Origin of the sequence: Ensifer sp. WSM1721 (assembly GCF_000513895.2) — a bacterium.
GTDB lineage: Bacteria > Pseudomonadota > Alphaproteobacteria > Rhizobiales > Rhizobiaceae > Sinorhizobium.
On sequence record NZ_CP165783.1, the window covers coordinates 1,305,123 to 1,328,693 of the forward strand.

At 62.3% G+C, this 23,571-nt stretch carries 20 protein-coding genes; 12 read left to right on the forward strand and 8 right to left on the reverse strand.

Annotated elements, in window-relative coordinates; genetic code table 11:
• Positions 1–90: 90 nt before the first annotated feature.
• The 5 genes from M728_RS23685 (at position 91) to M728_RS23705 (ending at position 4,667) form a co-directional block, all read left to right on the forward strand.
• Positions 91–2,169 carry a transketolase C-terminal domain-containing protein gene (locus M728_RS23685; RefSeq protein ID WP_026620816.1) on the forward strand — a complete coding sequence of 693 codons (2,079 nt, stop codon included), beginning with the start codon at positions 91–93 and terminating at the stop codon, positions 2,167–2,169.
• Between the two features lie 2 nt (positions 2,170–2,171).
• Positions 2,172–3,383, forward strand: a complete 1,212-nt coding sequence (locus M728_RS23690; protein ID WP_026620817.1) for a dihydrolipoamide acetyltransferase family protein — start codon at positions 2,172–2,174, stop codon at positions 3,381–3,383.
• Between the two features lie 66 nt (positions 3,384–3,449).
• Positions 3,450–3,710, forward strand: coding sequence for an AbrB/MazE/SpoVT family DNA-binding domain-containing protein (locus tag M728_RS23695; protein WP_026620818.1), 261 nt, complete (start codon positions 3,450–3,452; stop codon positions 3,708–3,710).
• Entirely contained in the window at positions 3,707–4,111 is a 405-nt protein-coding gene (locus tag M728_RS23700; RefSeq protein ID WP_026620819.1) for a type II toxin-antitoxin system VapC family toxin, read from the forward strand. The genes M728_RS23695 and M728_RS23700 overlap by 4 nt, the downstream gene beginning before the upstream one ends.
• Before the next feature lie 88 nt (positions 4,112–4,199).
• Positions 4,200–4,667: an SRPBCC family protein gene (locus M728_RS23705; RefSeq protein ID WP_026620820.1), complete on the forward strand. Its 468-nt coding sequence runs from the start codon at positions 4,200–4,202 to the stop codon at positions 4,665–4,667.
• Positions 4,668–4,899: 232 nt separating this feature from the next.
• Here M728_RS23705 and M728_RS23710 read toward each other — a convergent pair whose 3' ends face one another.
• From M728_RS23710 to M728_RS23735, 6 genes are all read right to left on the reverse strand, one after another.
• Entirely contained in the window at positions 4,900–6,273 is a 1,374-nt protein-coding gene (locus M728_RS23710; protein WP_026620821.1) for an alpha-glucosidase/alpha-galactosidase, read from the reverse strand.
• Between the two features lie 23 nt (positions 6,274–6,296).
• On the reverse strand, positions 6,297–7,967 hold the full coding sequence (locus M728_RS23715; RefSeq protein WP_026620822.1) for an ABC transporter ATP-binding protein: 1,671 nt from the start codon (positions 7,965–7,967) through the stop codon (positions 6,297–6,299).
• A gap of 11 nt (positions 7,968–7,978) precedes the next feature.
• On the reverse strand, positions 7,979–9,106 hold the full coding sequence (locus tag M728_RS23720) for an ABC transporter permease (protein ID WP_026620823.1): 1,128 nt from the start codon (positions 9,104–9,106) through the stop codon (positions 7,979–7,981).
• Complete coding sequence (locus M728_RS23725) at positions 9,103–10,116, reverse strand: ABC transporter permease (protein WP_026620824.1); 1,014 nt, start codon at positions 10,114–10,116, stop codon at positions 9,103–9,105. Before M728_RS23725 ends, M728_RS23720 begins: the two co-directional genes overlap by 4 nt.
• A gap of 117 nt (positions 10,117–10,233) precedes the next feature.
• A complete protein-coding gene (locus tag M728_RS23730; RefSeq protein WP_026620825.1) occupies positions 10,234–12,315 on the reverse strand; it encodes an ABC transporter substrate-binding protein in 2,082 nt (693 codons plus the stop codon).
• A gap of 190 nt (positions 12,316–12,505) precedes the next feature.
• Positions 12,506–13,978, reverse strand: coding sequence for an alpha-glucosidase/alpha-galactosidase (locus tag M728_RS23735; RefSeq protein ID WP_026620826.1), 1,473 nt, complete (start codon positions 13,976–13,978; stop codon positions 12,506–12,508).
• 197 nt (positions 13,979–14,175) lie between these two features.
• Between M728_RS23735 and M728_RS23740 the strand changes: the two genes are divergently transcribed.
• Together M728_RS23740 and M728_RS23745 are read left to right on the forward strand one after the other, a co-directional pair.
• Positions 14,176–15,111 carry an AraC family transcriptional regulator gene (locus M728_RS23740; protein ID WP_026620827.1) on the forward strand — a complete coding sequence of 312 codons (936 nt, stop codon included), beginning with the start codon at positions 14,176–14,178 and terminating at the stop codon, positions 15,109–15,111.
• 70 nt (positions 15,112–15,181) lie between these two features.
• Complete coding sequence (locus M728_RS23745; protein ID WP_026620828.1) at positions 15,182–16,243, forward strand: LacI family DNA-binding transcriptional regulator; 1,062 nt, start codon at positions 15,182–15,184, stop codon at positions 16,241–16,243.
• A 51-nt stretch (positions 16,244–16,294) separates the two neighbouring features.
• On the opposite strand, the gene M728_RS23750 is transcribed toward M728_RS23745, so the two are convergent.
• The gene (locus tag M728_RS23750) at positions 16,295–16,708 is read right to left on the reverse strand and encodes a type II toxin-antitoxin system VapC family toxin (protein ID WP_026620829.1); all 414 of its coding nucleotides are present in this window, start codon (positions 16,706–16,708) and stop codon (positions 16,295–16,297) included.
• On the reverse strand, positions 16,705–16,953 hold the full coding sequence (locus M728_RS23755) for a type II toxin-antitoxin system VapB family antitoxin (protein ID WP_026620830.1): 249 nt from the start codon (positions 16,951–16,953) through the stop codon (positions 16,705–16,707). The genes M728_RS23750 and M728_RS23755 overlap by 4 nt, the downstream gene beginning before the upstream one ends.
• A gap of 197 nt (positions 16,954–17,150) precedes the next feature.
• Here M728_RS23755 and M728_RS23760 point away from each other — a divergent pair, with 197 nt between their 5' ends.
• The 5 genes from M728_RS23760 (at position 17,151) to M728_RS23780 (ending at position 23,569) form a co-directional block, all read left to right on the forward strand.
• Positions 17,151–18,425: an ABC transporter substrate-binding protein gene (locus M728_RS23760; RefSeq protein WP_026620831.1), complete on the forward strand. Its 1,275-nt coding sequence runs from the start codon at positions 17,151–17,153 to the stop codon at positions 18,423–18,425.
• A gap of 80 nt (positions 18,426–18,505) precedes the next feature.
• On the forward strand, positions 18,506–19,405 hold the full coding sequence (locus tag M728_RS23765; RefSeq protein WP_026620832.1) for a carbohydrate ABC transporter permease: 900 nt from the start codon (positions 18,506–18,508) through the stop codon (positions 19,403–19,405).
• A complete protein-coding gene (locus M728_RS23770; RefSeq protein WP_026620833.1) occupies positions 19,402–20,223 on the forward strand; it encodes a carbohydrate ABC transporter permease in 822 nt (273 codons plus the stop codon). Before M728_RS23765 ends, M728_RS23770 begins: the two co-directional genes overlap by 4 nt.
• An 8-nt stretch (positions 20,224–20,231) precedes the next feature.
• Positions 20,232–22,496, forward strand: a complete 2,265-nt coding sequence (locus M728_RS23775) for a glycoside hydrolase family 2 protein (RefSeq protein ID WP_026620834.1) — start codon at positions 20,232–20,234, stop codon at positions 22,494–22,496.
• Entirely contained in the window at positions 22,493–23,569 is a 1,077-nt protein-coding gene (locus M728_RS23780) for an ABC transporter ATP-binding protein (RefSeq protein WP_026620835.1), read from the forward strand. The genes M728_RS23775 and M728_RS23780 overlap by 4 nt, the downstream gene beginning before the upstream one ends.
• The last annotated feature ends 2 nt before the right edge of the window (positions 23,570–23,571 follow it).

Below are 23,571 nucleotides of genomic sequence, written 5' to 3' on the forward strand. Positions count from 1 at the left end.
ATCACTAGCTAAAATGCTGTAAGATTGAAACCGATTTGCGCGTGCCGCGAGCTAATCTTCCATACAGAGAAGAATTGGAGGAGACAAGCGATGGCACAGGCCGCACTCAAACCGGACCGGCGGAATGCACCGGACGAGAACATCGATTGGAAGCGGGTCGCCCACCTCCTGCTGCTCTCCCGCGAACTCGACGAAATGGAGGAAAAGCGTCTCGTTCCGGAAAAGAAGGTCCTCTATCAATTCTCCGCACGCGGCCATGACATGGCGCAGATCCTGCTCGGGCTTAATCTCACGGAAAAACACGACGCCGCCTGCGGCTATTATCGTTCGCGGCCGCTGCTGCTCGCGCTCGGCGTCGATCCGGCCGACGCACTCGGCTCGGCGATGGCCCGCTCCGGAGGCTATTCCGATGGTCGCGACATCGGCGTCGTCTTCAACTACCCGAACCTGAACGGCGCATCGGCGCTGCCGATGTGCGGCGGCGTCGGTTCGCAATATACGCCGACGGCCGGCTGGGCGCAGGCGATCAGCTATTTCAGCAAGCACCTCAAGAACAAGGACTACGATCGTGCAATCGCCGTCGTTCTCGGCGGCGATGCTTCGGTCGCCTCGAACGGCTTCTGGGCGGCACTGACGGCCGCCACGACGCAAAGACTGCCGATGCTCTTCTATATCGAGGACAACGGCTTCGGCATCTCGGTTCCGTCGACCCTACAGACCCCCGACGGCAACATCGCCGCCAATCTCGCCGCCTGGAAGAATCTGACCGTGCTCGACGGCGACGGCTGCGACCCCGAGGAGGCAGCGCGTCTGTCGAAAGGGGCCGTGGCGCTGGTACGCGAGGAACGCATGCCGGTGCTGCTTCGCCTGAGAGTGCCCCGGCTCGAAGGGCACAGCTTCCAGGACACTCAGGCCTACAAGAGCGAAGCGCTCATCAGGAGTGAATGGGCGCGCGATCCCTTGCCGCGCCTGAAAGATTACCTGGTCCCTGCCGTCCTGGGTGAAGAGGAATGGCAGGAGGCCGTCAGCTTTGCCAGGACAGCCGCCGAACGCGCCCGTATCGAGGCCGAATCCCGGCCGATCGCCGATCCCGAAACCGTTACGAGCAACGTCTTCTTCGAGGGCCCCATGCAAACCATGGGCGGCCAGTACCCGGCCGGCTATCGGCCGCCCGAAACGACCGAGACAGCGACAGGCGACGGTCAGCGGATCAACATGGTGACGGCGATCCGGCGCACGCTCGATCACGAAATGTCGATCAACCAAAAGCTCGTGCTCTTTGGCGAAGACATCGGTCCGAAGGGCGGCGTCCACGCCGTCACCCTCGGGCTGCAGGAGAAATACGGCGCGACCCGCGTCTTCGACACCTCGCTTTCGGAAGAAGGCATCGTCGGCCGTGCGGTCGGCATGGCGCTTGCGGGCCTTGTCCCCGTTCCGGAGATCCAGTTCCGCAAATATGCGGAACCTGCGATCGAGCAGATCAATGATTGCGGCACGATCCGCTGGCGGACCAACAACCGCTTTGCCGCGCCGATCGTGCTGCGTATGCCGGGCGGCTTCTTCAAATGCGGCGATCCGTGGCACAGCCAGACGAATGAGGTCGCCTTCGTTCATCAGCCCGGCTGGAAGGTCGCCGTCCCGTCCAATGCCGAGGATGCCGTCGGACTCCTGCGCACCTCGCTTAGAGGCAACGACCCGGTGATCTTCTTCGAGCATCGCGCCATGCTCGACCACCCCTGGGCGCGGCGTCCTTATCCGGGAGACGCCTTCGCGCTGCCCTTCGGCAAGGCGAAGTTCGTTCGCCGGGGCAACGACATCACTATAGTCACCTGGGGGGCGATGGTGCCCCGTTGCGAAGAGGCGGCCGAGGGGATTTCCGCCGACGTCATCGATCTCAGGACCCTGATGCCGTGGGACCGGGACGCGGTCCTTTCCTGCGTACGCCGCACGCGCCGCTGCCTGATCGTGCATGAGGATTTGGGTACGGCCGGCTTCGGCGCGGAAATCGCCGCGGCGGTGGCGGACGAGGCCTTCATCGATCTCGACGCCCCGGTTTCGCGCTTGACCATGCCCGATATTCCAAGTCCCCATAATCCCGTCCTGCTCGACTGGGCGGTGCCCTCGACGGAGCGGATCCGCCGGAAGATCACCGACCTCCTGGAGTACTGAGCATGGGCGACCTCATCGACATCAACGCCCCCCTGGAGCAGGAGGGGACCAAGGCGGTCGTGCGCAACTGGCTGAAGAAGATCGGCGAGGCCGTGAAGGCGGGCGATGCCGTGGTCGAGCTCGAGACCGACAAAGTGACGCAGGAGGTGGCCGCTCCCGCCGACGGCGTGCTCACGGAAATCCTCATGGAAAACGGCGACAATGCAACGCCCGGCGCCGTTCTCGGCCGGCTCGGCAGCCATGCCGCGGTCGCCGAACAGCCTGTCGCACCGGCACTGATCGCATCATCCGCGCAGGGGCAGACCGCCCATTATTCGCCGGCCGTGCGTCATGCGGCGGAAGAATACGGCATAGACCCGACGACCGTGACCGGCACCGGACGGGACGGACGCGTCACCCGCGCCGATATGGACCGGGCCTTCGCCGCCAAGACGGAGCGTTCCGCGGCGGGAGCGCCGGAACCGCGAGCAGCTTTCAAACCGAGCCCCGCCCCATCCGCTGATGCGGGAGGATCGCTCCTATCGCGCAGGATACCCCACAGCGGCATGCGGGCCGCGATCGCGGACCACATGCTTAAGTCCGTCACGACCGCGCCGCATGTTACGGCCGTGTTCGAAGCGGATTTCTCGGCGGTCATGCGCCATCGGGATATGCACAGGCAAGAGCTCGCCGCGACCGGCATCAATCTCTCCTACACGGCCTATATCATCTCAGCCTGCGTCTCGGCGATGCGGGCGATCCCCGAAGTCAATAGCCGCTGGCACGACGATGCGCTCGAAATCTTCGACGATATCAATATCGGCGTCGGCATCGCGCTCGGCGACAAGGGGCTGATCGTGCCGGTCATCCACCGGGCGCAGAACCTCACGCTTGCACAAATAGCGGCGAGGTTGCAGGACCTGACGGCGCGTGCGCGAGAAAACACCCTGACAAGCGCCGACGTGAAAGGCGGAACCTTCACCATCTCCAATCACGGCGTCTCCGGATCACTGCTTGCAGCACCGATCATCATCAACCAGCCGCAATCAGCGATCCTCGGCGTCGGAAAGCTTGAAAAGCGGGTGGTCGTGCGGGAGGTCGACGGTGCCGATACCATCCAGATTCGGCCGATGGCCTATGTATCGCTCACCATCGACCACCGTGGCCTCGACGGCCACCAGACGAATGCCTGGCTCACGCATTTCGTCGAGGTGCTGGAAAGCTGGCCGCGGTGAGCCCTTGCAACGCTCGGCGGCAGGGCGTATATACGTTGTAGTATATACATTCAAGGAGGCGGAACCATGCCCCATCTTGCGCGGGTGTTTCAGTCGGGCAACTCACAAGCTGTCCGGTTGCCGAAGGAGTTCCGCTTCGATGTCGAGCGGGTGGAAGTGACGCAGGAAGGCGATTCGCTGATCCTGCGTCCACATGTCGAGGACCGTCCGGCGTGGTCTTCCCTAAGGGCCGCATTGCAGCGCGGCGCGAGCGACGACTTCATGGTTGCCGGTCGCGAACAGCCGGATGCACAAGACCGGCCGGCGCTTGAAGCGACCTTCAAGTGATCTCGCACCTTCTGGACACGAGTGCGGTGATTGTGCTTATCGGCCGCAAATCCGATGCACTCGTCGGACGTATTCTGGCGTGTGAGCAAGGCAGCATCGGCATTTCCGCGATCGTCGCGCACGAGCTTTACTTCGGAGCACATAAGAGCGCAAAGGTCGCGTACAACTTGGAAACGGTGCGGCTGCTGCTGGCGGACTTTCCGCTCCTGGAATTCGATCGCAATGATGCCTTTGTCGCGGGCGAAATTCGCGCAACCCTTGCGGTGAAAGGTACGCCGATCGGCCCATACGACGCCTTGATCGCCGGCCAGGCAAAAGCACGCGGTCTAACGCTCGTCACGAATAATATGGGTGAGTTCCAGCGCGTCGACGGCCTGAGCATCGACGACTGGACGCGTTAGCCCGGACGGACGTGAACAAAGGCGCCACGATGAAACTGTCAGAGTTCAAGGTTATACTAGGCGTGGGAAGTGGTAGCGTGGCGGTCCGATGTCATCGACCGAGTTTCATCTTGTCACGAACTGGGCCCTCGACGCTTCGGTCGAGGATGTTTGGCGGGTCCTGAGCACGCCCGAGACCTGGCCGGAGTGGTGGCCCTCGGTGAAGGAGGTCACGCTTCTGCGTGAAGGCGACGGGATGGGCATCGGCGCGATCCGCCGGATGAAATGGTCCACTGCCCTACCCTATGACCTGGCCTTCGAAATGGAAACGATCAGGGTAGAACCGCTGTCCATCATCGAGGGGAGAGCTTACGGCGAGCTCGAAGGCGTTGGTCGCTGGACGCTGCAACCGGACGGTTCGAAATGCAATGTGCGCTATGACTGGATCGTCAAGGTCACGAAGCCTTGGATGGTGAGACTGTCATTCATCCTGAAGCCTGTCTTCAGTTGGAACCATGCGGTTGTCATGGAGCGCGGTCGGCGAGGTCTTGTGCAACGCCTGGCGCGTGACACCTAAGAGTGTCGCGCCGATGTCTGCCTCACTGCCGTGCCTGAGGCGCGATGTCGGCGGCCTGCGTTCCAAGCTACTGCATGTTTCCTTAAATCGTACCCGATTTAAGGAAAAAATGCAGCAATTCAAAGTGCTACAGCGTCCGTTGTGCGTCTGAAAAGACGCACGGCGCTGTAAAAGAAAGCCCCGGAACCTCTGAGGTTCCGGGGCCAGATGGTCGCCTGACCGGGAGAAGAAATCAGGCGGCCGCTACCTTTTTCGACACGCGGGCCCATTCCGGGATCCAGTCGCGATGGGCGACGAGCAGGTCGTCGACGAGCGACCAGATCTGGTCGAGGTCGAGCTCGGCGGCCGTGTGCGGATCCATCATCGCCGCGTGATAGAGGTGCTCGCGGTTTTCGGTGACGAGCGCCTGGACCGTCAGCTCCTGGACGTTGATGTTGGTGCGGATGAGCGCGGTCAGTTGCGGCGGCAGCGCGCCGATATAGGTCGGCTGGATGCCCGAGGCATCGACGAGGCAGGGGACTTCCGCGGCGCAGTTTTCCGGCAGCGAGGTGATGCAGCCGTTGTTCCTGAGGTTGCCGTAGATCACGGAAGGCTCGCCGGTCCAGACCGAGTTCATGATCGAGGAGGCATATTCGTGGCTCTCGGCCACCTCGATCGTCTCGGCTTCCCTGTAGGCCGCCGCCTGCTCCTTCCAACGCTCGATCTGCTCGATGCAGCGCTTCGGATATTCGTCGAGCGGAATGCCGAATTTCTCGATCAGGTCCGGGCGGCCGTCCTTGATGAAATAGGGCGTGTATTCGGCGAAGTGCTCCGAGCTTTCGGTGACGAAATAGCCGAGCCGCGTCAGCATCTCATAGCGCACCTTGTTGGGGCAGCGCGGGTTCCAGTGGCTGGGCTTCGGGAAGCGCCCCTCGCGGTAGCCGCGGATCAGATCCGGATAGAGGTCGCGGTAGCTGCCGTCCTTCTGGCGGTGCTCGAATTTGAGATAGAAGGCCATGTGGTTGATGCCGGCGGCGCGGTAGCGGATTTCCTCGAGCGGGATCTCAAGGTCGCGGGCAAGCTCGAAGGCCGTGCCCTGCACCGAGTGGCAGAGGCCCACCTGCTTGATCGTCGGGTACTTCTCCGAGATCGCCCAGGTGTTGATCGCCATCGGGTTCACATATTGCAGGAGGATCGCCTCGGGGCAGACCTGAAGCATGTCCTCGCAGATCTTCCAGAGATGCGGCACGGTGCGAAGCCCGCGCATGATGCCGCCGACGCCGAGCGTGTCGGCGATCGTCTGGCGCAGCCCGTATTTCTTCGGCACCTCGAAATCGGTGACCGTGCAGGGCTCATAGCCGCCGATCTGGAAGGCGACGACGACGAAGTCTGCTCCTTCAAGCGCCTTGCGCTGGTTGGAATGGGTCTCGATCTTGGCCGTGACGCCGAGGGTGCGCACCAGCTTGCCGGCGACGATCTCGCTTTCCGCGAGGCGTTCCGGGTTCAGGTCCATCAGCGCGATTGTCGCGGCGGAAAGCGCCGGCCGCTGCAACACATCGCCGATGATGTTCTTCATGAAAACGGTCGAGCCCGCGCCGATGAAGGTGATCTTGGGTTGCCTGGTCATGGGATTCCTCTGTTCTTGCATGGTCATGTGGCCACTTCGAAGGCGGCTCTTACCAGCCGCTCCGTGTAGGCGGTCTTGGGATTGGAGAGAATTTCATTTACCGGCCCCTCTTCGACGATCTTGCCGTGTTGCATCACCACGACGCGATGGCAGAGCGCGCGCACGACCTTCAGGTCATGGGAGATGAAGAGGTAGCTCAAGCCCCGCTCGTCCTGGAGCTTGCGCAGGAGCTCGATGATCTGGGCCTGGACCGAGAGATCAAGCGCCGAGGTCGGCTCGTCGAGCAGGATGAATTCCGGTTCGAGCGCGATGGCGCGGGCGATTGCGATGCGCTGGCGTTGGCCGCCGGAGAACTCGTGCGGGAAGCGCGAGAGGATGTTGGCCGGCATGCCGGCGCTCAAGAGCGCGTCCTCGACCCGCGCCAGCCTGTCCTTGCGGTTCGCGCCGATGCCGTTGACGATCAAGCCCTCTTCGATGATCTGACCGATCGACATGCGCGGGTTGAGCGAGGCGAAGGGATCCTGGAAGACGATCTGGATCTTCGAGCGCAGCGGCCGCATGCCCTTACGATCCTTGTTGTGGATCGGCTCGCCGTCGAAGCGGATTTCCCCGCCGTCGGTGTTGATCAGCCGGATCAGCGCCTGGCCGAAAGTGGTCTTGCCTGAACCGGACTCGCCGACGAGGCCGAGCGTCTCGTGCCGGCGGAGATTGAGACTGAGGCTGTCGACGGCGACGAGCTCCTTCAGTTCCGGCCTGAAGAAGCCGCCCTTCTTCAGCATGAAAGAGACCCGGACATTGCGGCCGTCGAGCATGATCGGCGAGTTGTCCGGCAGCGGCTTGGCTCTCCCCGAGGGCTCGGAGGCGAGCAGCCGGCGCGTATAGGCATGCTGCGGGTTGGCGAAAAGCGCCTCGGTCGTGTTGTGCTCCTTCACCTCGCCGAGCTGCATCACATAGACATAGTCGGAGAACTGCCGCACGACGGTCAGGTCGTGGGTGATCAGGATCACCGCCATGCCGAGCTCCTGCTGCAGCTTGCGGATGAGGTTCAAGATCTGCGCCTGCACGGTGACGTCGAGCGCCGTCGTCGGCTCGTCCGCGATCAGCACGTCCGGATCGTTGGCAAGCGCCATGGCGATCATTACGCGCTGACGCTGGCCGCCGGAAAGCTGGTGCGGATACTGGTTGAGCCGCGCCTCCGGGTCCGGGATCTGCACGTGGCGCAAGAGTTCGAGCGCCCGCTCGGCGGCGGCCCGCCGGCTCACCCGGCGGTGTGCGCGTATCGCCTCGATGATCTGGCTACCGATTGTATAAACTGGATTCAGCGAACTCATCGGCTCCTGGAAGATCATCGAGATGCGGTCGCCACGCAGCGCCCGGCGCTGCCGGGCGGAGAATTTCAGGACGTCGCGGCCGTCATATTCGATGCGCGAGTGCGAGGCGATGGTGGCACGCTTCGACAAAAGCCCCATGACAGTGCGTGCCGTCACGGACTTGCCGGAACCGGACTCGCCGACGATCGCGATCGTCTCTCCCCGGTAAAGCTGGAAGGAAACATCCTTTACCGCCTCAACCGTGCCGTTCTCGACCTTGAAGGTGACGGCAACCTTGCGGGCGTCGATGATCGGCCGCGTATCCTTCGTTTGGCGGTCCCGCCGCTCTTCGGGTGCCGTGACGGTGCTTTCGATTGTTGCCATCGGCGTGCTCCTCAATAGGGGTCGATTGCGTCGCGCAGACCGTCACCCAGCGCATTGAAGGCGAAGACGGTGACGAGCACGAAGGCGACGGGCGAGAGAATCCAGGGATAGGAGCCGATCGCCGAATAATTGGCCGTATCCTGCAGCATCAACCCCCAGGAGATGAGCGGCGGTTTGACCGCAAAGCCGAGGAAGCCGAGGAAGGATTCAAGCAGAACCACCTGCGGAATGGCGAGCGTCACCGCGACGATCACGTGGCTCATCACGTTCGGGAAGATATGCTGGAAGATGATGCGCCGGTCGGTCGCGCCGATGGCGATCGCCGCGCGCACATAATCGATCCGCGCCAGCGCCAGCGTCTTGCCGCGGACTTCCCGCGACATCTGCGCCCAGCCGAGCGCCGACATCACGATGATGACGAAGGCGAGGAACACATTGGTCGGCGCCGTGACCGGGATCAGCGAGGCGAGCGCCAGATAGAGCGGCAATTGTGGGAAAGCAAGCACGAGCTCGACGAAGCGCTGGACCCAGGCGTCGAAGCGCCCGCCGAAATAGCCGGACACCATGCCGACCGTCGTACCCACCACGGTGACGATCGAGACGACGACAAGTGCGATCATCAGCGAGATGCGCGAGCCGTACAAAATGCGAGAGAGCACATCACGGCCGAACTTGTCGGTGCCGAGCAGATGTACGGGCGTGCCGTCGACGGCGCCGAAGAGATGCCTCTCGGCCGGGATCAGCCCGAAGAGCCTGTAGGGCGCGCCCTTGACGAAGAAACCGAGAACCTGCGGATTGTCATAGTCCGGGCCGATGATCGGCTGGAAGGTGATCGGGTCGAGCTCGTCGGTCTCGCGCACCGGATAGCTGCGCGGCGGAAAAACGAAATTGCCGTCCTTGTCTCGGAAGCTGATCGTCTGCGGCTGCGCGAAAGCGACCCCGGTCGCCTTCGGGTCGACCGGCGAAAGGAAATCGGCGAACACCGCCATGAGGATCAGAAGGCTGACGAGGATGAGGCCGAGCAGGCCGGTCCAGGAGCGCTTCAGCCGCCGCCAGACCAAGGCGGTATAGCTCTCGTGGTGGTGCTTTTCTTCCGGCTCGATCGCGACCGGAACGGTGCTGTGGGCTTCGATGCTCATGCGTAGGCCCCTCCTCCCATGCGCACGCGCGGATCGAGCGCGGCGAGAAGCATGTCGGCGATGATGTTGCCGACGATCAGCGTTGCTGAGAGAACCAGCATGAAGGTCGCGGTTACATAGACGTCGCCCACCCACATGGAGCCGACGATCGCCGGGCCGACGGTCGGCAGCGCGAAGATGATCGCCGTCTCGATCTCGCCGGTCAGCATGTATGGAAGCACGACGCCCTGATACATGATGAGCGGGTGCAGCGCATTGGGAACGGCATGCCGCATCACCACGGCGCCCTCGCTCAGGCCCTTGGCGCGCGCCGTCTCGACATATTGGGCGTTCAGCGTGTCGAGCAGGTTGCCACGCATCACGCGCATGTTGTAGGCGAGCCCGCCGAAGGTGGCGATCGCCACCACAGGCCAGACATGCTTCACCAGATCGACGAACTTGTCCCAGGACCAGGGCGCACCGCCATAGCGGGCGGAATGGAAGCTGTTGATTTCGCTCACATTGAAATGGAAGACGAGGATATAGACGATGATCAGCGCCATCAGGAAGCGCGGCACCGTCATGCCGAGGAAGGAAACGGTCGAAAGCAGGCTGTCGACCCAAGAATATTGCCGCGTCGCGGCAAGAATACCGAAGCCGATGCCGATGGCGGAAGCCAGGATATGGCAGACGAGCGCCAGCGCCAGCGTGCGCGGCAGGCGTTCGCCGACGACGTCGGCAACCGGCTTGTTGTAATAGAGGCTGTGGCCGAAATCGCCGCGCGTCACGATGCCGGTGATCCAGTTGACGTATTGGAGCGGCAGCGGCTGGTCGAGACCATGCTCCTTGCGATAGGCCTGGGCCTGGGCATCCGCCTCCTCGAAAGAGGCCCCACCCTGGTTGATGAGCTGCGAGCGGATGTAGTCGCTATAGTCTCCGGGCGGCGCCTGAATGATGGCGAAGGTCACCACGCTCAAGACGACGAGGACCGGTATGGCAGAGGCGACGCGGACAAGCAGAAATCTGAACATGGCCGTTTCCTTCTGTCGGTTTTCCGCAAGCGACGCCGGGGCTGCCGGCATCGCCGCCGAGTGAAATGGCTGTCGCCTCCCGGTTCCGGCTTGGAGGCCGGGAGGCGCGGTTCAGTTTCAGTTGCTCGGGCCGCTATCGCCGGGCTTGCCGGGAAGCTGCTCAGGATAGAGCTCGTAGTCGCCCTGCTTGTCGGCCGCGACGAAGACCCGCTCGCGGATGATCGTGTCTTCCGCCCAGTTGAACATGAAGATCGGCGCGCCCGGAGGAATGTTCGAGAAGCGCTTGTTGATGATCAGCGCCCCCGGATATTCGGTGAGGCCTACCGTATCGACGTTGGTCGTCGAGATCTTCTGGAATTGCTTCATGAGTTCCGCCCGCTCTTCGTTGTCTTGGCTGGCGATGAACTTGTTGACGATGTCGACGAGCTCCTTCTCGTGCGGCAGGAGATCGACCTGGCCGCTTTCCGGCGCACGATGATGCCAGCTCGTACGGGGACCGGTCGGAGCGAGCTGCGTGGTGTTCTGCACGACAGAGGTCAGCTCCTGGTCGTTGCGGCGGATGAGCCAGTCGAACTTGCCCGCATATTGCGTCGCGTCGCGCTTGGTGCCGTCAACCGCGTTCAAGACCACCTTGAGGCCGAGCTGTTCCATCTGACCGATCAGGCCTTCCGCGAGGTTGCGGTCGGTGCCGTAGTCCGAATTGACGAGTATCACGATCTGCACGTCAGCACCACCGGCGGTCCCTTCCGGGAAGTTCACGAAGCCGTTGCCGTCCGTGTCCTTCAAGCCTACCTTTTCGAGGAGCGCCTTGGCGCCTTCGAGGTCATAGGGGTAGTAGATGGTCGAGTTCCGGTCGTAGAAGCTCGTGCCGGAGGAAAGCCCGCCCGGATAGATCGCCGTGAAGGGCCCCTTCACCAGCGCCTCGCCGAGCTTCTTGCGATCGACCGCCATGGTCACGGCCTTGCGGAAGTCGAGGTTGCGGTTGAGCTCCCGCACCGCTTGGCCACGTTCGTCCGGCTCGCCCCAGCCATTGGCCGAGTAGTTCATGCGCAGATTGTAGCCGATGACGCGCGGACCGAAGGCGAGCCGCGCCGGGGCCGATTCATTGGCTGCGCGCTTCAGCGACTCCACGAAGTTTTCAGGCTGTTCGAGGTTCGAGAAGTCACCCGAACCCGCGATCGCCTGCACGTCCCGGTCGGCCCAGGTCGAGAGCTTGTAATGGGCTTCGTGCAGATAGGGGAGCTGGTTACCGGCCTCGTCCACCTTCCAGTAATAGGGGTTGCGGCGAAGCACGATGATGTCGTCGGGCCGGTAGGCGACCGGAACCCAGGCGCCCATCACCGGAAGGTTCATGTATTCCGGCGGGAAGCCGTTCTTATACTGGTCGTAGGTCGTGCCGGCATATTTCGGATGCTTGGTCTTCAGTATATGCGACGGACCGGGGCAGAAGGTGCCGTAGGCCATGGCATAGAGATGCTGGCGCGGGAAGGCGTCCTTGAAGGTCCACTCGATCGTGTACTGGTCGACCTTCTTCAGCGTCGTACCCTCGCCGAAGGTCTCGGGCGTGGCGCCGTTCAGCGGCGAGACGTTCGGGTCGACGACATTGTCGTCCCAATAGAACATCACATCGTCGGCGTCGAAGGGGTCGCCGTCCGACCATTTCGCGCCCTCGATCAGGTGCATGGTGAGCTTGTGCCCGTCCTCGGACCATTCCCAGCTCTTGGCGAGATTCGGCAGCGGCTCGACGTCCGACGCCTCCACCTGGAAGAGCGGCGCGGTGCGGGTCAGGCATTCGAACATGCCGATATCGATGCCGCCCCACCCTTGCGTCTGGCCGGCGCTGTAGTTCCAGCCCTCCGGGCGGCCGCCGATCACGTGACGCATCACGTCGCCATAGACGCCCATTCCGTCCGGCATGTTGCCGGTCTTGAAGACCATCGGCTCCTTCGGCAGGCGCTCGGCGACAGGCGGCAGCTTACCGGTCTCAACGAATTTCTCCGTCACCCATTCCGGTTCCTTGTATTCGGACAACGCCTTGAACTCGAGAATGGAATCGCGCGGCACATAGGTGATCTTGCCCTGCGCCGGGACTGGCGGCTGCTCGGGCACGACGGTCGGTTCCGACGCAAAGGTCTGCACGGCGAAGGCGGATATACCGATGAGCAGGCTCGCCGTTGTTTTCAGTCGGTGCGTTTTCATTGCCTCAGGTTCTCCCTCCTGTATTCGCCACGCCGGTACGGGTGGCGCTCCTCCTAACGGTCTGCGGCGTGGCGACAGGCGCCCCGCCGGAACGGCATCCGCTCCTCAAGCGGATGCCGTTTCGCGCTGTCCTTCCAAAGGCCTGGCGCGGATGCGAGCGGCAGACCGCTCACACTTTCTCAGCCGGAGCCTAGCCGGCAGCCCGCAATTTCGCGGCTTCCTTCTCGGCGCGGATTTCCTCGATCGAGCGCACGTCACGTCGCGCGGCACCCTTCCAGTCGCGGGTCTTCACCGTCGCGCGGGCGAGCCGCTCCTTCGCCGCGTCGGTCGCATGCGCATATTGCGGCAGCCACTTCGCTTGAGCTACCACCATCTCATCGACCATCTGCCAGACCTCCTCCGGCGTGCAGATCGCGCCGACCAGCGGATCGTGCAGCACGGCGAGCTTCAGGAGATCGATGTCGCCGGTGATCGCCGCATGGACCGACATGCGCTGGACGTTGATCGACGAGATGCAGGTGGCCGCACAGGCTTCCGGCAGCGTGATGCCAGCCACCATATTGATGCCGAAGCGGTCGACGAAGCCGGGCGACTCGATGATCGCATCGACCGGCAGGTTGGTGATCACGCCATTGTTCTTCACGTTAAAGTGGCCGCGATAGACGCGCCCCGTCTCGAGCGCCTCGAGAATGTGGCTCGCATGTTCGTTCGAGCGCTTGATCGTCTCGAGCGGTCTGCCGGCCTCTTCGAGGAAGCGCGGATATTCCGTCTCGAACCAGTTGCGTGTCTCGGTCGAGTAACGCAGATAACCGCCGGTCTCGCCGTGGATCCAGTCCGACATGTCGATCCATTTGGTGATTTCGTCCGGACGCTTTCGATACCAGGGCAGGTATTCGGAAAGATGCCCATTGCTTTCGGTCGAATATACGCCGAAGCGCTTCAACACGTCGATCCGCAGTTTTTCCTGCTTGGAGAAGGCCGGATGCGCCTCGAAGGCTGCGACGAGTTCGTCCTTGCCGATCTTGCGGCCCTTCACCCGTACGTCGATGAACCAGGTCTGGTGATTGATGCCGGAGCAGATGTAATCGAGCTCACCTTCCCTGGCACCGAGAATCTCGGCGATCTGCTCCGCCCCGTGCTGGACGCCGTGGCAGAGACCGATCGTGTCGACCTTGCCGTATTCGATTGCCGCCCAGGTGTTCATCGCCATTGGATTGGCATAATTCAGGAACTTCGCGCCCGGCTCCGCCACTTCGCGAATATCCTTGCAGAAATCGAGGATCACCGGGACGTTGCGCTGGCCATAGAGTATGCCGCCGGCGCAGATGGTGTCGCCGACGCATTGGTCGACGCCGTATTTCAGCGGAATGCGGATATCGTCGGCATAGGCTTCGAGCCCGCCGACCCGCACGCAGCTGATGATATAGCGCGCGCCTTCTAGCGCCTTGCGGCGCTCGGTGGTTGCAGTCACGCGCGTCGGCAGCCCGTTTGCCTCGACGATCCGGTCGAGGATCGTCTTGATCATGTTAAGATTGTGCTCGCTCACGTCGGTCAAGGCGAACTCGACGTCCCGCAGCTCCGGCACGGACAGGATGTCGGTGAAAAGCTTCTTGGTGAAACCCACGCTGCCGGCGCCGATAATGGCGATCTTGAAGCTGCCCATGGTACTCTTTTCCCTCCTCGTCATGCGTAATTCGCGCTATAAGGGTAAAATCAATTCATCGAATTGATTGGGGGCATCGATGCGGCCCCTTCCTCGCCAAAACCCAGCTTCAGACGCCGGATAACCCCGGCATCTTGCGCGATCTGTGGGCATTATGTGCATAATCGGCGACGCGACTAGAGAGGTATTGTGCTTTCATGGGTAATTCTGTGCTGCAACAATTGATCGATCGGGGGCCGGTGATGCGGACCGTCTCGCTGCCGCGCGGACGCCAGAGCCTGCACACCATGCCGACAAGCACCGGCTACGAGATCAGGACCGATGCGAGTTACGATTGGGACGGCCGCAAGCGCGGCCAGACGCCCTTTACCGTGCTGCAGCACACGATCGGCGGCGCCGGCAACTTACGTTACGAGAACCGCAGCTACCGCTTGCGCCCGGGCGAGACGCTGCTCCTGCTCGTGCCGCACAATCACCGCTATTGGCTGGAGGAAGGCGGGCGCTGGGAGTTCTTCTGGATCTCGATGAACGGCGAGGAGGCGCTGCGTGTCCACCGGGCCATTCTCGCGGTCACCGGCCCCGTGCTCAAGCTGCAGCCGGAGACGGTCGAGCATCTCGCCGACTGCAGCCTGCGGCTCATCACCGGCGGCGAAACGCCGGGCCGCGCCTCGGCGATCGCCTATGAGGCGGCTATGGCGCTTTATGACGACGTCTTCGGATCGCACCCGGTCTTCAGCGAGGAGTACCGGAAGATGCAGCACGTCATCGATCACATCCTGGCGAATCTCGAAAAGCCGCTGCCGGTCGAGGAACTCGCCCGCGTCTCGGGCCTGAGCCGTGCGCATTTCTCCCGGGTCTTCGCCGCGAGCGAAGGCATGCCGCCGGCCGAATTCGTGCTGCAGAAGCGGCTGCAGCGAGCGGTGAAGCTTCTGACCAAGACCGCGGACCTGCCGGTCAAGGAAGTGGCGATCATGTCCGGCTTCGAGGATCCCAATTATTTCGCCAAGGTCTTTCGCCGCGTCTTCGGCGCGAGCCCGACCGAGTTCCGCACCACCGGCATGTATGCAAGCATACCCGCCAAAACTTCCAAGGCCAGCGAATCCGTGACCACGCTTGCTGCTGCTTGCGATTGAAAAAGTGGCGATAAAATTTTACTAAACGAGTGATACACTGCACGCGGCTGATAGGCGGGACTTAAAGAGAATGGTCACAATCAAGGAAATCGCAGCGGCCGTCGGCGTGTCGTCGGCGACCGTCTCGCGGGTCTTGAACTACGATCCGACACTGTCGATTTCGACCAAGAAACGTCAGGCGATCATCGAGACGGCCGAGGCGCTGAACTATGCGACGCCGCGCAACCGCAGCCGTGCCGCGGCTCAAGCCGTCGGCGCAGGGCTGAAGATCGCGCTCGTGCATTTCCTCGATCCCGCTCAGGAACTGGCCGATCCCTACTATGTCGGCGTCCGCCTCGGCATCGAAAGCCGCTGTCAGGCGCTGAAGAGCGAGGTCGTCAAGGTCTTTCTCACCGGGAGTTCGCCGGAAGCGGCGATGCTGGAGGGTGCCTCGGGCGTGGTGGCTGTCGGCCATTATTATGGCGACGAGCTCGAATGGCTGCGCCGCCACAGCCGGCACCTGGTCTTTGCCGATCATGCACCTGCGGGAGACGCGGACGACAGCGTGCTGAGCGACATTGCGCTGGCGATGACCCGGCTCCTGGAAGCGGTGCACGCCATGGGCTATCGCCGGATCGGCTTCATCGGCTGGATCGACACGTTCTACGGGCCCGACAACATCCATTCGGAGCGTCGTTGCCGCACCTACATCGACTGGATGACCAAGGCAGGACTCTATGACCCGGAATTGTGCATGGTCGAGCGCCGGACGCCCGACAGCGGCTATATGCTCGCCAGGGCGATGCTGGCGAAACCCGATCCGCCCAAGATCCTGATCACCTGCAACGACAATATGGCGCTCGGCGCCTACCGGGCGATCCACGAAATGGGCCTCAGGATTCCCGAGGACATCGCGGTCGTGAGCTTCAATGACATTCCGGTCGCGCAGTTCTTGGGGCCGCCGCTTTCCACGGTGAAAATCCCGGCAGAGCTGATCGGGGAAACCGCGGTGGACCTGTTGCTCGAGCGTCTTTCCGGCCGCGAGGTCGCCAAGAAGGTGATCCTTGCGACCGAGGTGGTCTGGCGGGGGAGCACGCCTCAGCCGACCGAGGCTACGGCGAGGGTCGAGGCTACGGCGCCCGGTGCGTTCTAGAAGTCAGCGGGATGCGGGCGGAAAACCGGGCATACTTTTCCTAATGCCGCTCTAAAAGTCCCAGGGTGAAATCAACTCGAGACCCGCTGTAGCGAAATCCGCGATATTACGCGTAGCCAAGCGCCCACCGTTGATCCGGGCTATGGCGGCGATCATTCCATCGGGAGCCGACATGAGACGACCTTGTCGCGACGCAGCGCCCATGATCTCGCCATAGGCAATCGCCGCCTCCTCGGTGAGACCGAATATCCGATCGGCGAAGCGTTGCCTCCAGTCGGCGAGTCCCTGCTGCAGCCGTCGAGCGCGCTGATCCGGCAAGATCTTTTCGATACCGTACGCTATTTCGGCAATCGTAACGGTCGGAAGCGCGAGCTCCGCATCGTAGCGCACGAGCCAGGCGATAACAGCCTCGGAAGGTGTCTTGCGCAGCGTTTCCGATACGACGTTGGTGTCTACAAAAATCAAAGCTCAGGACCCGTGTGCCCTTTCCGCTCTTCTCTAATCACCGCCTCAAGGTCAACATCGGTGCCGTAGCTTCTGGACAAGCGCTTGTAAAACGCCGCGGCGGGCTCTCGCCCGGCCTCTCGAACTTCATACAATTCGAGCGCACGTTCCACTACGTCGGCGATCGAGCGGTTCTCGCGCCGTGCGAGCCGATGCGCGAGTTCACGCGCCTTAGCGCTTCGAACGGAAAGTTGCGGGGCAGCCATTGGTAACTCCTTTTCCAACAATATAGCCCGCAGCGGGCATGCCATCAAGATGGCGGTAGCTATCTCGATGGCTCCGCGGCGGCGAAAAAAGCCGAGTAAAAATTTACTGAAATATTGCCTCCTTCAGAATTTTGAGAAATACTCCGTCACCGAGACAGAGAGGATGTCTCGGGGAACGAACCTTGAGGGAGGAAGCAATGGACAATCTGGCGCGTGCCTATCTGCCGCGTATCGCCGGCCTCGCTTTGGCGAGCGCAAGTTTCTTGGCGGTGACTGCCGCCGAGGCCAAGGAAATCACCATCTGGTGTTGGGATCCGAACTTCAACGTCGCGATCATGAAGGAAGCGGGCGCCCGCTACACCAAGACGCATCCGGATGTCACCTTCAATATCGTCGATTTCGCCAAGACCGATGTCGAGCAGAAGCTGCAGACGGGTCTCGCATCGGGTACCGCCGAGGCGCTCCCCGACATCGTCCTCATCGAGGACTACGGCGCGCAGAAATATCTCCAATCCTTTCCCGGCGCCTTCGCGCCTCTTTCCGGTACCGTCGACTATTCGGGTTTCGCTCCCTACAAGGTTGAGGTGATGACCTTAGACGGTCAGGTCTACGGCATGCCCTTCGATTCCGGCGTCACCGGGCTCTATTATCGCAAGGATTATCTCGAGCAGGCCGGCTTCAAGCCTGAGGACATGCAGAACCTCACCTGGGACCGCTTCATCGAAATCGGCAAGGAAGTGGAAGCCAAGACCGGCAAGAAGATGATGGGCCTCGACCCTAACGATGCCGGCATTGTCCGCATCATGATGCAATCGGCCGGGCAATGGTATTTCGACAAGGAAGGCAAGACGAACATCGCCGGCAACGCGGCGCTGAAGGCAGCGCTCGAGACGGTCGGCAAGATCATGCAGGCTAATATCTACAAGCCGGCCAACGGCTGGTCCGACTGGGTCGGCACCTTCACCTCCGGCGACGTCGCGACCGTGGTGACCGGCGTGTGGATTACCGGAACCGTCAAGGCGCAGCCGGACCAGGCGGGAAAATGGGGCGTAGCGCCCATCCCGGCGCTTTCGATCGAAGGCGCGACGCATGCCTCGAACCTCGGCGGATCGAGCTGGTACGTGCTCGAGAGCTCTGCCGAGAAGGCCGAGGCGATCGACTTCCTGAACGAGATCTACGCCAAGGACATCGACTTCTATCAGAAGATCCTGCAGGAGCGCGGCGCCGTCGGCTCGCTGCTCGCCGCCCGCGGTGGTGCTGCCTATGAGGCGGCCGATCCGTTCTTCGGCGGCGAAAAGGTCTGGCAGAACTTCTCCGATTGGCTGGCGAAGGTTCCATCGGTCAATTACGGCGTCTTCACCAACGAGGCGGATCTCGCGGTCACCGCGCAATTGCCGGCGCTGACGCAGGGCACGCCGGTGGACGAGGTGCTGAAGGCGATCGACGCCGAGGTCAGCGGCCAGATCCAGTAGAACGCGGCGGTATTCTTCACCGCTCGTGGCCGTGGCGACTTGAGCCACGGCCAACCAGTCCCGCATCCATGAGGTTGACGATGGCTCACGCGCGCCGCGGCGGCATCGGCCGATATTATGACGTCAATGGCTGGCTCTTCGTCGCGCCGGCGCTCGGGCTGATCGCCCTATTCATGATCTATCCGATCCTCTGGTCGCTCTGGATGTCCTTCCAGTCCGGCCGCGGCATGACGATGAAGTTCGCCGGCTTTGCCAACATCGTACGCCTTTGGAACGATCCGGTCTTCATCAAGGCGCTCACCAACACGATGACCTATTTCGTCGTGCAGGTGCCGATCATGATCCTGCTCGCACTGATCCTGGCGTCGCTCCTCAACAATCCGCGCCTCGTCGGCAGGGGGCTTTTCCGCACCGCAATCTTCCTGCCCTGCGTCACCTCGCTCGTCGCCTATTCCGTGCTCTTCAAGGGCATGTTCGCGCCCGACGGTATCGTCAATTCGACCCTCCAGGCGATCGGCATCATCGCCTCGCCCATTCCCTGGCTGACAAACCCCTTCTGGGCGAAGACGCTCGTGATCATCGCGATCACCTGGCGCTGGACCGGCTACAACATGATCTTCTATTTGGCGGCGCTGCAGAACATCGACAAGTCGATCTACGAGGTCGCGCGCATCGACGGCGTTCCGGCCTGGGCGCGCTTCGCCCACATCACCATCCCGCTCCTGAAGCCGGTCATCCTCTTCACCACGGTGATTTCGACGATCGGCACGCTGCAGCTCTTCGACGAGGTCTACAACCTGACCGAAGGCAAGGGCGGACCGTCCAACGCGACGCTGACCTTGTCGCTCTATATCTACAATCTCACCTTCCGCTTCATGCCGAATTTCGGCTATGCGGCAACGGTCTCCTACGTCATCGTCGTCCTGGTCGCGCTCCTCGCCTTCGTCCAGTTCTTCGCAGCAAGGGAGCGCGACCGATGAAAAACGGCCTTGGACGCTTTGCAGCCGCGGTACTCACCTATGGCTTCCTCGGGCTGATGGCCTTCGTCTCCGTCTTCCCGTTCATTTGGATGGTGCTCGGCGCCACCAATTCCTCGATCGACATCATCAAGGGCAACCTTCTGCCGGGCGAAGCACTTGCGACAAATGTCGGCAACTTCTTCACGCTGGTGAACGTGCCTCTTGTCTTCTGGAATTCGGCGAAGATCGCTCTTCTTGCGACCGCGCTGACGCTCGCGGTATCGTCGCTCGCCGGCTACGGTTTCGAGATGTTCCGTTCGCGCCAGCGCGAGCGTGTCTACCGCGTCATGCTGTTGACGCTGATGATCCCGTTTGCGGCGCTGATGATCCCGCTCTTCATCATGATGGGCAAGGCGGGCCTCATCAACACGCATCTGGCGGTCGTTCTGCCCTCGATCGGCTCGGCCTTCGTCATCTTCTATTTTCGGCAGAGCACGAAGGCTTTCCCATCTGAATTGCGTGACGCCGCCAAGGTTGACGGCCTCAAGGAGTGGCAGATCTTCCTTTTCATCTACGTGCCGGTGATGCGGTCAACTTACGCGGCGGCATTCGTCATCGTCTTCATGACGGCCTGGAACAATTATCTCTGGCCGCTGATCGTCCTGCAGTCGAACGAGACCAAGACGATCACGTTGGTCATCTCGTCGCTCGCCTCCGCCTATTACCCCGACTATGGCGTGGTGATGGTCGGCACCATCCTTGCGACGCTCCCGACGCTCGCCGTTTTCTTCTTCATGCAACGCCAATTCGTCCAGGGCATGCTGGGCTCAGTGAAATAGGAAAGATGATGCGCTCTGTTACTTCCTTCAACGATTCATGGGTCTTCTCCGAAGGCTTCGTCGCCGCTGACGCCGGCCGGCTCAAAGCCGGACAAGCCGTGAGCCTGCCGCATAATGCCGTCGAGCTCCCCTTCAACTATTTCGACGAGACGTGCTATCAGCGCGCCTTCACCTATCAGAAGGTCATCGCCTGGCGCCCCGACTTCTCCGGCCGCGAGGTCTCGCTCGTCTTCGACGCCGCGATGGCGGATGCCGTCGTCTATCTGAACGGCGAGGAGATCGTCGCCCATAAGGACGGCTACACGCCCTTCGAAGCGCGCCTCACCGGCAAGCTCCGCGAGGGCGACAATCTGATCACCGTCAAGATCGACGGCAGCGAGAATCCGGAGATCCCACCCTTCGGCGGCCGGATCGATTATCTCACCTATGCCGGCATTTATCGCGACGTCTGGCTCAAGGTCACCGACCCGGTCGCGATCGCCAACATCAAGATCGAGACCCGCGACGTGCTGAGCGACGCCAAGTCGATCACTGTCCGCTGTGATCTTTCCAATCCGCAGAGGCTCGCTTTCGCCGGCACGGTGACGGCGCTCCTTAGGGATGCCGAAGGCGAACTCCTCGCCGAAGCGGTCGGCGAGACCGGCGGCGAAAGCGTCACGCTCGAAATGACCGGCCTCAAGGGACTTTCGCTCTGGGACATCGACGCCCCGGTTCTTTACCAGGTGGAAGTGCAGCTCCGGACCGACCAGGGCCGCGACCTTCTTTCCTCGCGTTTCGGCTTCCGCACGGCGGAATTCACCGTGGACGGCTTCCGGCTCAACGGCCGGCCGCTGAAGATTCGCGGGCTCAACCGCCACCAGGCCTTTCCCTATGTCGGCTATGCCATGGGGCGCACGGCGCAGGAGCGCGACGCGGAACTGCTCAAGCACAAGCTGCACTGCAATCTCGTGCGCACCTCGCATTATCCGCAGTCGAAATGGTTCCTCGACCATTGCGACCGCATCGGCCTCCTCGTCTTCGAGGAAATCCCGGGCTGGCAGCACATCGGCGGCGAGGCATGGAAAGAGGAGGCGATCCGGAACGTCCGCCGGATGATTGAGCGCGACTGGAACCATCCCTCGATCGTCATCTGGGGCGTGCGCATCAACGAGTCGCAGGATTCGCACGACTTCTATGTCGAGACCAATCGCCTCGCCCGCGAACTCGACCCGACCCGCCAGACCGGCGGCGTGCGCTACATCACCGATAGCGAGCTTTTGGAAGACGTCTACACGATGAACGACTTCATCCTCGGCAACGAGGAACTGCCCGGCTCTAACCGCCCGCGCACCGCGCTCCGCCCGCAGCAGGAATGCACCGGGCTTTCGCGCAAGGTGCCCTATCTCATCACCGAGTTCGGCGGGCACATGTACCCGACGAAGATCTACGACCAGGAGCAGCGGCAGGCCGAACATGTGCGCCGGCACCTCGAAGTTCTGAATGCCGCCCATGGCGACCCGAGCATCTCCGGCGCGATCGGCTGGTGCATGTTCGACTACAACACCCATAAGGACTTCGGCTCCGGCGACCGCATCTGCTATCACGGCGTCATGGACATGTTCCGCGAACCGAAATTCGCGGCTTACGTTTACGCAAGCCAATGCGACCCGTCGGAGGAGGTGGTGATGAAGCCCGTCACCTTCTGGGCGCGCGGCGAGCGCAACATCGGCGGCGTGCTGCCGCTGATCGTGCTCACCAATTGCGACGAGATCGAACTCAAATACGGATCTCTCGTGAAACGCGTCGGCCCGGACCGCGAGAACTTCCCGCATCTGCCGCATGCGCCCGTCGTCATCGACCACCGCCATTTCACCAAGGACGAGCTCGGTGTCTGGGGCATGAAGTGGGAAAGCGCCGAATTCACCGGCTTCATCGGCGGCAAGGCGGTCGCCAATCTCCGCATGGTCGCTGATCCCGTGCCAGCGAAGCTTCAAATCGAGACCGATGGCAAGACGATCAGAGCCGAGGGCCGCGACTGCGTCCGCGTCATCGTCCGCGCGCTCGATCAGGCCGGCAACATCCTGCCGTTCCTGAACGACGCCATCGATATCGAGGTTCAAGGCCCGGCGCGGCTCATCGGCCCCGCCCGCCTCGTCTTTCAGGGCGGCACGACCGGCTTCTGGCTGGAGTCGGTCGGCAGCGCCGGCGATGTCCTAGTCACCGTGACGTCGTCGCGCCTCGGCGCGGCAAAGCTGGACCTTGTGGCATCGGCCGAGGGAGCGGCGAGCGCATGAGCGAGCTTCAACTCAGCGATGTCCGCAAATCCTATGGCGGCCTGGAAGTCATCAAGGGTGTTGATCTCGACATCAAGTCGGGCGAGTTCGTTGTCTTCGTCGGCCCCTCCGGCTGCGGCAAGTCCACCCTCCTCCGCATGATCGCTGGGCTCGAGGAGATCACCTCGGGGGATCTCACGATCGACGACATCCGGATGAACGATGTCGATCCGTCGAAACGCGGCATCGCCATGGTCTTCCAATCCTATGCGCTCTACCCGCACATGACGGTGCGGGAGAACATGGGCTTCGCGTTGCGCTTTGCCGGCGTTCCCAAGGCCGAGATCGAGAAGCGGGTGAACGAGGCGGCGAACATCCTCGAGCTCGGCCCGTTTCTCGATCGCAAGCCGAAGCAGCTTTCGGGCGGCCAGCGCCAGCGCGTGGCGATCGGCCGGGCGATCGTCCGCCATCCGAAAATCTTCCTCTTCGACGAGCCGCTCTCCAACCTCGACGCGGAGCTGCGCGTGCACATGCGAATCGAGATCGCGAGACTGCACAAGCAGCTCTCCGCGACGATCGTCTATGTGACCCACGATCAGGTGGAGGCCATGACGCTCGCCGACAAGATCGTCGTGATGCGTGGTGGCGTGGTCGAGCAGGTCGGCTCGCCGCTGGAACTCTATGACGACCCAGCCAATCTCTTCGTCGCCGGCTTCATCGGCTCGCCCAAGATGAATTTCCTCAAGGGCGTGATCGAGGCCGGCGAAGGCGGAGCGGCTTGCGCCCGGCTGCCGGACTACGCCGACGCGAAGATTCCCATCCGCCTGGAGCGAGCGATGCCGGGAAGCGAGGTCACCATCGGCGTCCGGCCCGAGCACTTCAACGAGAACGGCTCGGCAACGCTCGATCTGACGATCGACATGCTGGAGCATCTCGGCGGTGAGACCTTCGCCTATGCCCGCCACGGCAAGGGCGAATTGGTGGTGATCGAAACGAAGAACGGCCGCGGTCTGAAGTCCGGCGACCGCATCGCCGCCCGCTTCGACCCCGCCTGCGCCCTGATATTCGATGCGAGTGGCAAGCGGCTGCGGTAGCA

Coding starts and splice junctions, on each gene's coding strand:
- M728_RS23685 (WP_026620816.1), top strand. CDS start 91: ATGGCACAGGCCGCACTCAAACCGGACCGGCGGAATGCACCGGACGAG.
- M728_RS23690 (WP_026620817.1), top strand. CDS start 2,172: ATGGGCGACCTCATCGACATCAACGCCCCCCTGGAGCAGGAGGGGACC.
- M728_RS23695 (WP_026620818.1), top strand. CDS start 3,450: ATGCCCCATCTTGCGCGGGTGTTTCAGTCGGGCAACTCACAAGCTGTC.
- M728_RS23705 (WP_026620820.1), top strand. CDS start 4,200: ATGTCATCGACCGAGTTTCATCTTGTCACGAACTGGGCCCTCGACGCT.
- M728_RS23710 (WP_026620821.1), bottom strand. CDS start 6,273: ATGACCAGGCAACCCAAGATCACCTTCATCGGCGCGGGCTCGACCGTT.
- M728_RS23715 (WP_026620822.1), bottom strand. CDS start 7,967: ATGGCAACAATCGAAAGCACCGTCACGGCACCCGAAGAGCGGCGGGAC.
- M728_RS23720 (WP_026620823.1), bottom strand. CDS start 9,106: ATGAGCATCGAAGCCCACAGCACCGTTCCGGTCGCGATCGAGCCGGAA.
- M728_RS23725 (WP_026620824.1), bottom strand. CDS start 10,116: ATGTTCAGATTTCTGCTTGTCCGCGTCGCCTCTGCCATACCGGTCCTC.
- M728_RS23730 (WP_026620825.1), bottom strand. CDS start 12,315: ATGAAAACGCACCGACTGAAAACAACGGCGAGCCTGCTCATCGGTATA.
- M728_RS23735 (WP_026620826.1), bottom strand. CDS start 13,978: ATGGGCAGCTTCAAGATCGCCATTATCGGCGCCGGCAGCGTGGGTTTC.
- M728_RS23740 (WP_026620827.1), top strand. CDS start 14,176: ATGGGTAATTCTGTGCTGCAACAATTGATCGATCGGGGGCCGGTGATG.
- M728_RS23745 (WP_026620828.1), top strand. CDS start 15,182: ATGGTCACAATCAAGGAAATCGCAGCGGCCGTCGGCGTGTCGTCGGCG.
- M728_RS23755 (WP_026620830.1), bottom strand. CDS start 16,953: ATGGCTGCCCCGCAACTTTCCGTTCGAAGCGCTAAGGCGCGTGAACTC.
- M728_RS23760 (WP_026620831.1), top strand. CDS start 17,151: ATGGACAATCTGGCGCGTGCCTATCTGCCGCGTATCGCCGGCCTCGCT.
- M728_RS23765 (WP_026620832.1), top strand. CDS start 18,506: ATGGCTCACGCGCGCCGCGGCGGCATCGGCCGATATTATGACGTCAAT.
- M728_RS23770 (WP_026620833.1), top strand. CDS start 19,402: ATGAAAAACGGCCTTGGACGCTTTGCAGCCGCGGTACTCACCTATGGC.
- M728_RS23775 (WP_026620834.1), top strand. CDS start 20,232: ATGCGCTCTGTTACTTCCTTCAACGATTCATGGGTCTTCTCCGAAGGC.
- M728_RS23780 (WP_026620835.1), top strand. CDS start 22,493: ATGAGCGAGCTTCAACTCAGCGATGTCCGCAAATCCTATGGCGGCCTG.